This is a genomic window from Pseudomonas sp. NS1(2017) (genome assembly GCF_002269425.1).
GTDB lineage: Bacteria > Pseudomonadota > Gammaproteobacteria > Pseudomonadales > Pseudomonadaceae > Aquipseudomonas > Aquipseudomonas reactans.
Genome location: NZ_CP022960.1, coordinates 3255436 through 3265829, shown reverse-complemented (window position 1 = coordinate 3265829; position 10394 = coordinate 3255436). Strand labels below are relative to the sequence as shown.

Annotated in this window: 10 protein-coding genes; 3 read left to right on the top strand and 7 right to left on the bottom strand. The window is 61.3% G+C overall.

All coding sequences use genetic code 11. The annotated features are described in order from the left end of the window. Window positions 1-69 precede the first annotated feature (69 nt). Together CI807_RS15475 and CI807_RS15470 are read left to right on the top strand one after the other, a co-directional pair. Window positions 70-495 (top strand): Imm50 family immunity protein, encoded by a 426-nt coding sequence (locus CI807_RS15475; protein ID WP_095015253.1) that lies wholly within the window; start codon window positions 70-72, stop codon window positions 493-495. Between the two features lie 125 nt (window positions 496-620). Further along, window positions 621-983: an Mpo1-like protein gene (locus CI807_RS15470; RefSeq protein WP_095015252.1), complete on the top strand. Its 363-nt coding sequence runs from the start codon at window positions 621-623 to the stop codon at window positions 981-983. 2 nt (window positions 984-985) lie between these two features. On the opposite strand, the gene CI807_RS15465 is transcribed toward CI807_RS15470, so the two are convergent. From CI807_RS15465 to CI807_RS15455, 3 genes are all read right to left on the bottom strand, one after another. Continuing rightward, the gene (locus CI807_RS15465) at window positions 986-1783 is read right to left on the bottom strand and encodes an acyl-CoA thioesterase II (protein WP_071496658.1); all 798 of its coding nucleotides are present in this window, start codon (window positions 1781-1783) and stop codon (window positions 986-988) included. Between the two features lie 90 nt (window positions 1784-1873). Then, the gene (locus CI807_RS15460; protein ID WP_016975353.1) at window positions 1874-2635 is read right to left on the bottom strand and encodes a CHAD domain-containing protein; all 762 of its coding nucleotides are present in this window, start codon (window positions 2633-2635) and stop codon (window positions 1874-1876) included. 44 nt (window positions 2636-2679) lie between these two features. Then, entirely contained in the window at window positions 2680-2958 is a 279-nt protein-coding gene (locus tag CI807_RS15455) for a hypothetical protein (RefSeq protein WP_003172685.1), read from the bottom strand. A gap of 216 nt (window positions 2959-3174) precedes the next feature. On the opposite strand from CI807_RS15455, the gene CI807_RS15450 reads away from it, so the two are divergent. Then, window positions 3175-4212: a patatin-like phospholipase family protein gene (locus CI807_RS15450; protein ID WP_028619502.1), complete on the top strand. Its 1038-nt coding sequence runs from the start codon at window positions 3175-3177 to the stop codon at window positions 4210-4212. A gap of 6 nt (window positions 4213-4218) precedes the next feature. Here the strand turns inward: CI807_RS15450 and CI807_RS15445 are convergent, their stop codons facing one another. The 4 genes from CI807_RS15445 to kdpB form a co-directional block, all read right to left on the bottom strand. Next, the gene (locus CI807_RS15445; RefSeq protein ID WP_028619501.1) at window positions 4219-4908 is read right to left on the bottom strand and encodes a response regulator; all 690 of its coding nucleotides are present in this window, start codon (window positions 4906-4908) and stop codon (window positions 4219-4221) included. A gap of 128 nt (window positions 4909-5036) precedes the next feature. After that, window positions 5037-7688, bottom strand: coding sequence for a sensor histidine kinase KdpD (locus CI807_RS15440; RefSeq protein ID WP_095015251.1), 2652 nt, complete (start codon window positions 7686-7688; stop codon window positions 5037-5039). A gap of 30 nt (window positions 7689-7718) precedes the next feature. Continuing rightward, window positions 7719-8264, bottom strand: coding sequence for a potassium-transporting ATPase subunit KdpC (kdpC, locus tag CI807_RS15435; protein WP_095015250.1), 546 nt, complete (start codon window positions 8262-8264; stop codon window positions 7719-7721). A 64-nt stretch (window positions 8265-8328) separates the two neighbouring features. Next, window positions 8329-10386, bottom strand: a complete 2058-nt coding sequence (kdpB, locus tag CI807_RS15430) for a potassium-transporting ATPase subunit KdpB (RefSeq protein WP_177111598.1) — start codon at window positions 10384-10386, stop codon at window positions 8329-8331. Window positions 10387-10394 lie beyond the last annotated feature (8 nt).

Here is a 10394-nt window from a genome sequence, read left to right as displayed (position 1 = left end):
ATGACCGTGTTGCACTCAGCTCCTGCAACCGCCGTAATAAAACACCAACCTCACGATAGAAAGTAGAAAATGAAACACTGGAACGATCTTGACGGGACTATATTTTTTAACAAAGTGTTCAGCCAACCTATTGAGATCGGGAAGATTTATATTCATTCATTGGGCATTGAGAATGATCAACCCTCTTTTGGGATTGGCTTTGACATACCAGATTTTCCTGATGTCTTGCCTGAAAAATGGAAGAGCAAAGGATATAATACGTGCAGAATTGGACTGAACTGCTCTGAAGTTAGCAACTTAAAAATAGAAAACCTTCCGCACCGAGAGATTTTCAGAATAAACATACAGAAAGAAAATGGATACTTTTTAATCACCGCAAAATCAAAAACCGCTTCTATTGAACTAAAAGCCAAGTGGCCTTCCATGGAAGGGCCGGCAGTTTATATAAATAGCCCCGTTCCAGGAGACTATAATTGGTCCGACGATACTCCATAAAAATCAGAAAGTATGGCTTAAACGGTCGCTCCTATGAATGCTATAGCAAACGCCAATTCGCCCCCTCCCCCCAACCCCACCTAAACTCTATCCATGCTATTTCAACGGACAGAGGATTCACCATCATGGGCAAACGTCACCCCAATCTCCCCGCCTGGCAATGGCGTAACTACCCACAGAACCACCAACACCCGACCAACCTGGCGTTACACCTGATTGCCGTGCCGCTGTTCATCATCGGGTTTCTGTTGATCGTGTCCGGGGTTTTCAGCTTGAGCCTGGCCAGTTTTGCCGTGGGTGTGGTCGGGATCCTGGCCGGCTTGGCGTTGCAGCGTCATGGCCATAGCCTGGAAACCGAGGCCAGCGAGCCGTTCAGTGACCGTAAAGATGCGGTGCAGCGCCTGGTGGTCGAGCAGTTCGTGACCTTTCCGCGTTTTGTATTAAGCGGCGGCTGGTGGCGCGCCTGGCGGCAGCGCCACAGGCACTAAGGTCAGGCGAAGACCACCACGGTCTGGCGGCTGATGGCGATCAGTTCGCCGGTCGGGCTCCAGAGGGCTGCGGCGGCATGACCGTAACCGTCGCGGGCGTGTTCGATGTTGACGTAATACTGGCACCAGTCGAGAGTCGTCAGGTCTTGCAAGGGCTGGATGAATTCGATGGTCCAGGTCAGGGTGCTGCCGGGCGCCGGCTTTTTCAGGTGCGGCAGCAGGGCTGGGGGCCAGGCGTCGACTAAGGCAAGGATGTGCGCTTCTGTCAGTGGCTCTTCTTTGACATCGCCGCGTAAGCGAACCCAACCGCCCATGTCTCGGGATTTATTGCCGGTAAACGGTAAGCCGCCGACACTCCAGCGCATCGCCAAATGGCGCATGAATTCGGGGGTGACGCCCTTGATATAGGGCAGTTCCTGGCATTCATCCCAATGTTTGAACACTGGCGGCGCTTCGCTTTCAACCGCGATTTCCGACTCACGGGACGCACCGAAACTGGCCTGTACCAGTGTCGCCACTTCACCGTTCTGCACCACACGGCCAAGCAATTGGCTGACGGCCTTGCCTTCGCGCAACACTTCGACTTGATAACTGGCAGGAACGTCTGGCGCTACAGGGCCGACGAAGGTGATAGCCAGCGACCGTAGCGGACGATCGGCTGGCACCTGGGCGCGCAGGGCTTCGTATTGCAGGGCAGCCACCAGGCCACCAAAGGTCGCGCGGCCCTGGGCCCATTCGGCGGGGATGGTGACATCCAGCGGGTTGCTGCGGGCGGCGTCGAGCAAATCACTAAAGCGCATGGCGGTCTCACATCAAAAGGAACAGATGGGGGATCTTAACCATCGGGCCAGCCAGGTACAGCGCCTATTCCGGCCAAAAGCCGGACCGGTTCAGAAACAATCGGCGCTGAGTTTGTCCAGCACGCGGTCCGCCTGCCCTTCAGCCTTGGCCATGGTGCGATGCCACACCGCAACGCAAGGTTGCAGATCCGCCTGATGCTCGGCCTGGGCCAGCCATTGCCAGCAATCGTGCCAATCGCCTAACGCGCCCTGGGCTTTTTTCAGGCGCGACATCGCGTTGGCGGGCAGCTTGTCCAACTCGGGATAGGCTTCGGCCGCATAGCGCACCCGCTTGATCAACAAGCGCAGGCGATGGCGATCATGGTCGGGATCTTTCAAGGCCTCATCCAGTTTCTGCCATTGCTTGGCCAGACGCTTTTCAATACGTGGGCGCAGGCCTTTGAGCAATTTCTGATGTTCAGATGCACGGACAAAACGCGGAAAGGCATCCAGGATCAACAGCAAATGCGCAAGTTCAGGACTTTGCGCCACCTGGCGATAGGCCTCAGGTTGCAGACGCAGACGCCGGTTGGCGGCTTCGTGATAACCATGCTGATGCAAATACGCCGCCAGCACCTCACGGTCGCGTAGCGGCGTCGTCAGTTGGCCGACAGTACTGGCGGCCAATTCAAGCTGTTCCACCCCCGGCAACCCGCGCAAGGGGCGCAACAAGCTGCGCAAACGGCGCACGGTGGTGCGCAGGTCATGCAGGGCTTCATCGTCGGTGACGGCGGCGAGGCGAGCCTGGCAGCTCAGTAACCCTACTTCCAGGCCAATGACCTGAGCGACTAACTGATCGACCAAAGCTGACATCCTGCCCTCACTGTCTGATGAGAAATCCTACTCGCTGCTGCAGGTCAACGCCCGGCGCGAGACTCACGAATATAGAACCGCGCTTTCTCGGCCTTGTTGGAGCAGCCTTCAAACGCTTCAAATTGTTGCTGGGTCTTGGCGCCCGTCAGCAGCGACAAGGCTTTAGAGTAGCTCACGGTGCCAGCAAAGCCTTCAGCCTTGGCCAGATCCAGCTCTTTCCAGGCAGCGTCCAATTGGCTGCCGCAGCTGTCGCGGTACGCGGTCTTCCCGGCACAACCGGCCAGGGCCAGCATGATCACAGGTACACACATCCAGGCTTTCATTGATGACACCTCAAAAAGAAAAAACAGTCGTACGTTGTAGACGTTGCCTACATGGAAAAGTGCCTGTCCTTAGCCTGAAATCGATAGTACCTACAGACCAGAGCATACCCGAGCACCGTGGCTATTCTGGAAAAATATCGCCGGCCGCCCGCGAAGATTGAAGCCGCCCCCTTAATGGGTGCATTGTGGGACCCTGCCTTGGGGAGGACATGGACCATGAAAAAACGTGTTGCCTTGGTGCTGGGCTCCGGCGGGGCTCGGGGTTACGCGCACATCGGAGTGATTGAAGAGATCGAACGGCGCGGCTATGACATCGCCTGTATCGCCGGCTGCTCCATGGGCGCCGTGGTAGGCGGGATCTACGCCGCCGGCAAGCTGGATGATTATCGGAACTGGATTGAAAGCCTCGATTACCTCGACGTACTGCGCCTGGTGGACGTGAGTTTCCGCCTGGGGGCGATTCGCGGCGAGAAAGTCTTCGGCCAAATCCGCAAGATCGTCGGCGAGATCAATATCGAAGAGCTGCGCATTCCCTACACCGCCGTCGCCACAGACCTGACCAACCAGCAGGAAATCTGGTTCCAGGAAGGTTGCCTGCATCAGGCCATGCGCGCCTCGGCGGCGATTCCCAGCCTGTTCACCCCGGTGATGCAAGGCAACCGCATGCTGGTCGACGGTGGCCTGCTCAACCCGCTGCCCATCGTGCCGGTGGTGTCGAGCCATTGCGACTTGATCATCGCGGTCAACCTCAACGCCACCAACCAGAAGCACTACCATCTGCCGGTGATCCAGCGCCCGCCCGCCTTCAAGAGCCGCTTTAATAACCTGGCCAAGTCACTCGGCTCGCACCTGCCGTTTCGCCGCAAACAGGCCGAACAATTAATGAAGTTGGAGCAGGAAGCCTTAGAAGCTCAAGCGGCGGAGATCAACCCGTGGCTGGAGTCGGCCGAGCCGGAATCCCAACAACCCGCCGCCGCACCGGAAAAGCCGGGAGCACCAAAATCAGCGACCGGCTCGTTCATCATCGATAACGTCGGCCCGGCGTCACTGCTGGATTTGATCAACCAGAGCTTCGAGGTGATGCAGACGTCGCTGGCGCAGTACAAGATTGCCGGCTACCCGCCCGACGTGCTGATCAACGTGCCGAAGCGGGTGTGCCGGTTTTTCGAGTTCTACAAGGCGCCGGAGCTGATCGCGCTCGGGCGGGAAATCGCCAGTGATACGTTGGACCGCTATGAAAGTGAGCAGAGCTGACGGCGGTCATGCACTCAACAACCGATACCCCACTCCCGCCTCGGTCACGATAAACCGCGGCTGGGTCGGATCATCCGCCAGTTTCTGCCGCAAATGACCTACGACAATGCGCAGGTAGTGGCTGTCCTCGGTATGAGTCGGCCCCCAGATGTCCTTGAGCAATTGTTGCTGGGTAATCACCCGCCCCGGATGCCGCGCCAGTTGCGCCAGCACCGCATACTCCTTGCGAGTCAGCGCCACTTCGGCACCGTCCAGCAGCACGCGACGATAAGCCAGGTCCACCGTCAGCGGGCCAAAACGCAAGGCCGCTTCCTGGGCTTCGCCCGCCGGCGCCTGGCGCAACAACGCGCGCACCCGAGCGAGAAACTCCTGGATACCGAAGGGTTTGGTCACGTAGTCATTCGCCCCACCATCGAGGGCTTCCACTTTCTGCACTTCGCTCGCGCGTACTGACAGCACCAGCACCGGCACCGTCGACCACTCACGAAACTCACGCAGCACTTGCTGGCCGTCCATGTCCGGCAGGCCAAGGTCTAGCACCAGCAAATCCGGCTTGCTCAATGCCGCCTGGGCCAGGCCTTCGTTGCCGGTGCCGGCCTCGATCACTTTGTAACCCTGGGAGGCCAGGCTGATGCGCAGGAATTTGCGGATCTGCGGTTCGTCATCAATGACCAAAATCGTCGCGGTCTGGCTCATGGTGTCCCATCAAAATCCGTGAAAACAACTCATTGTAGGAGCGAGCTTGCTCGCGAAAAACTCAAAGGCACCGCGTGCATTCAGGATGCCATCTTTATCGTTAACGACCTTCGCGAGCAAGCTCGCTCCTACAGGTTTTGCTCCAGGCCAGGCTGTGTCGGCAACGGCAGGAACAAGGTGATGCAGGTGCCACGCCCGTCGATACCGTCGGCCACACTGATATGCCCGCCGTGGGCGCCGACCATACCCTGGCAGATCGCCAGGCCCAGGCCCGTGCCCTGCCCGCCGCGATCGCCTCGGGCGGCGGTGTAGAACATGTCGAAGATCTTTGCCCGTTCGTCTTCCGGAATGCCCGGTCCCTCGTCGGCCACGGCGAAAAACAGCTGGTTGTCCGCAACGCCGGCGCTCAGTCGCAAACGGCCTTGCGGCGGTGAGAAACGTGCGGCGTTTTCCAGCACATTGACCAACGCTTGCTCGATCAACGCGGCATGCACATACAACAAGGGCAACTCAGGTGGCACATCGGTGCTCACCTGCAACGGCGCCAGCACCGCACGCAGACGGCCGAGGGCGCTGCCGACGATATCGCCCGGCGACACCCAGTCCCGTGCCAGTTTCAACGCGCCATGGCCGAGGCGTGTCATGTCGAGCAAGTTCTGGATATAGCGGTCCAGGCGCTCAGCTTCATCGCGGGTGCCTTCAAGCAACTCGCGGCGATCCTCCAGCGGGATGGCTTCACCGAGCGCCAGCAGGCTGTCGATACTACCGCGCATGGACGTCAGCGGCGTGCGCAAATCGTGGGACACCGAGGCCAGCAAGGCACTGCGCAGTTGCTCTGTTTCGCCGTGCAATCGAGCGGACTCCAGCTCCTGGGCCAGTTGCGCACGCGCCAAAGCCTGGGCCAACGGTTGGCTCAAGGCCGTGAGCAAGCGACGGCGTTGTCCGCTCAACTCCAGGCCGGGCTTGGGACTGACGCCCAGTAACCCCAGCGGGCCCTCCTCACCCGACAACGGCCACCACCACCAACGCCCGAACGGCAAGGTACCGGTGCCCATGCCCGCCGGCTGGTCGTGCTGCCAGGCCCAATCGGCAGCGGCGCGTTCGGCTTCGGTAAGCGTCAGCGGGCCACCGGTCTCGATCATCCAACCACCCTGCCCATCACGATTGACCAGGCACAGGTCCAGGTCGCTCCAACCCTCCAAATGATGCGCAGCCGCGCTGACCACCGCCTGGCGATCGGTGGCAGCGGTGAGTTTGCGCGACAGGTCGAGCAGTTCGCTGGTTTCCTCCTGGGTATCGCGCAACGCCTGCAACTGCCGGCGTTGGCGCGCGGCCAGGTTGCCAGTCAGCGCCGCCATCAGCAGGAAGAACAACAGCGTCAATACGTCTTCTTCACGCTGGATGGCGAAGGAAAAATTCGGCGGGATAAACAGAAAGTCATAGGTCAGGAACGACAACGCCGCGCACACCAGCGATGGCCCCAAACTACTGCGCACCGCCACCAGCAACACGGCGGCGAGAAACACCAGCGAGATATTCGGCAGCGGCAGGACACTGGACACCGCCCACGCCACCGCAGCAGCCACCACCGTCGCCACCACCGCCAGCGCATAATCGAACCACACCAACCCACGTACATCCGGCAAGCGTGGTGGCGCCGGGATGTCGTCGCTGTCGAGGACATTGATTTCCAGGCCGCGCGCATTGCGCAATAACCGCGCAGCCAGGCCACCGCCAAACAAGCGGCGCCGCCAACGCATCCGCGACTGTCCCACCAGCAACAGGCTGGCGCGACGTTCAGCGGCGTGCTGGATCAGCGTCTTGGCCACCTCCCCCGCCCGCAGCAGCACTACCTCCCCCCCCAGACGCTCGGCCAGTTGCTGGGCATTCTGCAAACGCAACCGGGACTGCTCATCGCGCGCACGGCCGTTATCGATATGCACCAGGCTCCACGGCAAATGCCGACGCTGGGCAACGCGGCTGGCATGGCGCACCAGCCGCTCGGCCTGCGCATCGCCATCCACGCCAACCAACAAGCGACCACGCACCGCCGGCGCGGCCTGGCCGAGCTGGCGGTAGCCCTGGGCCAAATCATCATCGACGTGGGCGGCGGCGGTTTGCATCGCCAACTCGCGCAAGGCCATGAGGTTGGTCTGGGTGAAAAACGCATCGATGGCCGCACGGGCCTGTTCGGGCACATAGACCTTGCCGTCACGCAGGCGCTCCAGCAGCTCGCGGGACGGCAGGTCGATCAGCAGCAGTTCGTCAGCCTCTTGCAACACCCAGTCCGGCAGGGTTTCGCGCACCTGAACACCCGTGATGCCACGCACCTGGTCGTTGAGGCTTTCCAGATGCTGGACGTTGACCGTGGTGAACACGTTGATGCCCGCAGCGAGCAGTTCCTGAATGTCTTGCCAGCGCTTTTCATGGCGGCTGCCGGGGGCATTGCTATGCGCCAGCTCGTCCACCAGCACCAGCTTGGGCTTGGCGGCGAGCAGGCCGTCGAGGTCCATTTCTTCAAGCATCACGCCACGGTATTCGCTGCGCAGCAAAGGTTGTTGCGGCAGGCCACTGAGCAAGGCTTCGGTCTCGGCGCGACCGTGGGTCTCGACCACGCCGGCAATCAACCGCACGCCTTGACGCAACTGGGTGTGCGCAGCCTGGAGCATGGCGTAGGTCTTGCCCACACCCGGCGCGGCACCGAGGAAGACTTTGAGCCGGCCACGGCCGTCCCGGGGCAGATCGGCTAACAGGGCATCGGCGCGGCCGGAGTCGCTCATGCGGGCAGTGTCCTTCAGGTATTGATCGGGTTACAGCTTTTCCAGCGCCATGTTCAGCGCCAGCACGTTCACCACCGGCGGGCCCACCAACGGGCTTTCGATATGCTCATCGAGCAAGCGCTGCAAGGTCGACACCGGCACATTCCGCGCCGCCGCCACCCGCGCCAGTTGATAGGCAATCGCCTGTGGTGGCAAGTGTGGATCAAGACCGCTGCCAGAGGTAGTCAGCAACGCCAAAGGGACGGGCCCCTGACCGGGTACCAGTTGTTTGTTTGCGTCATCGAAGATGCGCGTCGCCAGCGCCGGGTTGCTCGGGCCAAGGTTGCTGGCACTGCTGGAAACCGTCGCGAAAGCGCCTGCCGATGGGCGTGGGTGGAACCAGCTATCGCCGGTAAAATCCTGGGCAATCAGGCTGGAGCCACGCACCTTGCCGCTGTCGTCACGCACGAGGCTGCCATTGGCCTGGTCCGGGAAGGCGACTTGGGCGACGCCGGTTACCACCAGTGGGTAAGCGACGCCAGTGATCAGGGTCATGAGCACCAGCAGGCTTAGGGCCGGGCGGATCATGTTGGACATTTCGGATTCCTCAATTCGGTCATTGCAACCTGTGGGCACCCAACTGGCACCCACAGGATTCGGGTCAAACCAGGTGCAACGCAGTCAGCAGCATGTCGATCGCCTTGATGCCCACGAATGGCACCAGGATCCCGCCCAGCCCGTAGATCAGCAGGTTGCGGCGCAGCAACGCCGCCGCACTCGCCGCTTGTACACGCACACCGCGCAGCGCCAACGGAATCAGCACCACGATGATCAGGGCGTTGAACACGATGGCCGAGAGGATCGCACTCTGCGGGCTCTGCAAGTGCATCACGTTGAGCACGCCCAGTTGCGGATAGATCGAGGCGAACAGCGCGGGCAAGATCGCGAAGTACTTGGCCACGTCGTTGGCAATGGAGAAGGTGGTCAGCGCGCCACGGGTCACCAGCAATTCCTTGCCGATCTGCACCACGTCCAGCAGCTTGGTCGGGTCGCTGTCGAGATCGACCATGTTGGCGGCTTCGCGGGCGGCCTGGGTGCCGTCATTCATGGCCATGCCGACGTCAGCCTGGGCCAGCGCCGGGGCGTCGTTGGCGCCGTCGCCGCACATCGCCACCAGGCGACCGTCATTTTGCTCATGACGGATGCGGGCGAGTTTTTTCTCCGGCGTAGCTTCAGCCAGCACGTCGTCCACGCCCGCTTCGGCGGCAATTGCAGCAGCAGTCAACGGGTTGTCACCGGTGACCATCACGGTGCGAATCCCCAGTTTGCGCAGCTCGGCAAAACGCTCGCGGATGCCCGGCTTGACCACGTCCTTCAGGTGGATCGCGCCGAGCAACTTGCCGTCGGCACACACCAGCAACGGGGTGCCGCCGCTCTGGGCGATCTTGTCGATTTCCCGCGACAGCGCAGGCTGCAAGTCGCGACGTTGTTGACCGATGAAGGCCAACAGCGAATCCACCGCGCCTTTACGGAACACGCGGCCCTGGTAGTCGACACCGGACAAGCGGGTTTCAGCACTGAACGGCACGGCCGTCAGTTCGTCTGCGCTCGGTTCGGCTTGAGGGTGCAAGGCGCGCAGGTATTCGACGATGGATTTACCCTCCGCCGTGTCATCCGCCAGGGACGCAAACAACGCGCCTTCGGCCACTTCCTTGCCGCTGACGCCAGGCGCTGCGACCACCGCCGCACACCGACGATTACCAAAAGTGATAGTGCCGGTCTTGTCCAGCAGCAACACATGCACGTCACCCGCCGCTTCCACGGCGCGGCCAGACTTGGCGATCACATTGAGGCGCACCAGGCGGTCCATGCCGGCGATGCCGATGGCCGACAGCAAGCCACCGATGGTTGTAGGAATCAGCGTGACCAGCAGTGCGACCAGGAACACCAGGGGCAAGCTGCCATTGGCGAAGTGGGCGAAGGGTTGCAGGGTCACCACCACCAACAGGAAGATCAGGGTCAGGCCGATCAGCAGGATATCCAGCGCGACTTCGTTGGGGGTTTTCTGGCGTTTGGCGCCTTCCACCAAGGCGATCATGCGGTCCAGGGTCGACTCACCCGGGTTGGCGGTGATGCGGATCAGTAGCCAGTCCGACACCAGGCGGGTGTTGCCGGTGACGGCCGAACGGTCGCCACCGGACTCGCGGATCACCGGTGCGGATTCGCCGGTGATCGCCGCTTCGTTGACCGCCGCGATCCCTTCGATGACTTCGCCGTCACCGGGGATCATTTCCCCGGCGGCAACGCGCACCACATCGCCTTTGCGCAGGCTGGTGGCCGGCACGACCTTGAAGCTGCCATCGGCCTCCTTGCGGCGTGCGCTCAGGCCCTCGCTGCCGGCCTTGAGGCTGTCGGCACGGGCCTTGCCACGCCCTTCGGCCAAGGCTTCGGCGAAGTTGGCGAACAGCACGGTGAACCACAGCCACACCGCGATTTGCACCGCGACATAGGTGGGCACGGCGGTGTCAGGCACGAAGCACAGCACGGTGGTGAGGATGGCCGTCAACTCGACCACCAGCATCACCGGCGAGCGTTGCAGTTGACGCGGATCCAGCTTGACGAACGCCTGGACCAACGCCGGGCGCCACAGGGCGGAGATGGCGGTTTTGGCGGGCTCCTGGGTTTGCACTGGAGCCGCATTTTTTGCAGGCATATTCATTTTCATAT

Coding starts and splice junctions, on each gene's coding strand:
- CI807_RS15475 (WP_095015253.1), top strand. CDS start 70: ATGAAACACTGGAACGATCTTGACGGGACTATATTTTTTAACAAAGTG.
- CI807_RS15470 (WP_095015252.1), top strand. CDS start 621: ATGGGCAAACGTCACCCCAATCTCCCCGCCTGGCAATGGCGTAACTAC.
- CI807_RS15465 (WP_071496658.1), bottom strand. CDS start 1,783: ATGCGCTTTAGTGATTTGCTCGACGCCGCCCGCAGCAACCCGCTGGAT.
- CI807_RS15460 (WP_016975353.1), bottom strand. CDS start 2,635: ATGTCAGCTTTGGTCGATCAGTTAGTCGCTCAGGTCATTGGCCTGGAA.
- CI807_RS15455 (WP_003172685.1), bottom strand. CDS start 2,958: ATGAAAGCCTGGATGTGTGTACCTGTGATCATGCTGGCCCTGGCCGGT.
- CI807_RS15450 (WP_028619502.1), top strand. CDS start 3,175: ATGAAAAAACGTGTTGCCTTGGTGCTGGGCTCCGGCGGGGCTCGGGGT.
- CI807_RS15445 (WP_028619501.1), bottom strand. CDS start 4,908: ATGAGCCAGACCGCGACGATTTTGGTCATTGATGACGAACCGCAGATC.
- CI807_RS15440 (WP_095015251.1), bottom strand. CDS start 7,688: ATGAGCGACTCCGGCCGCGCCGATGCCCTGTTAGCCGATCTGCCCCGG.
- kdpC (WP_095015250.1), bottom strand. CDS start 8,264: ATGTCCAACATGATCCGCCCGGCCCTAAGCCTGCTGGTGCTCATGACC.
- kdpB (WP_177111598.1), bottom strand. CDS start 10,386: ATGAATATGCCTGCAAAAAATGCGGCTCCAGTGCAAACCCAGGAGCCC.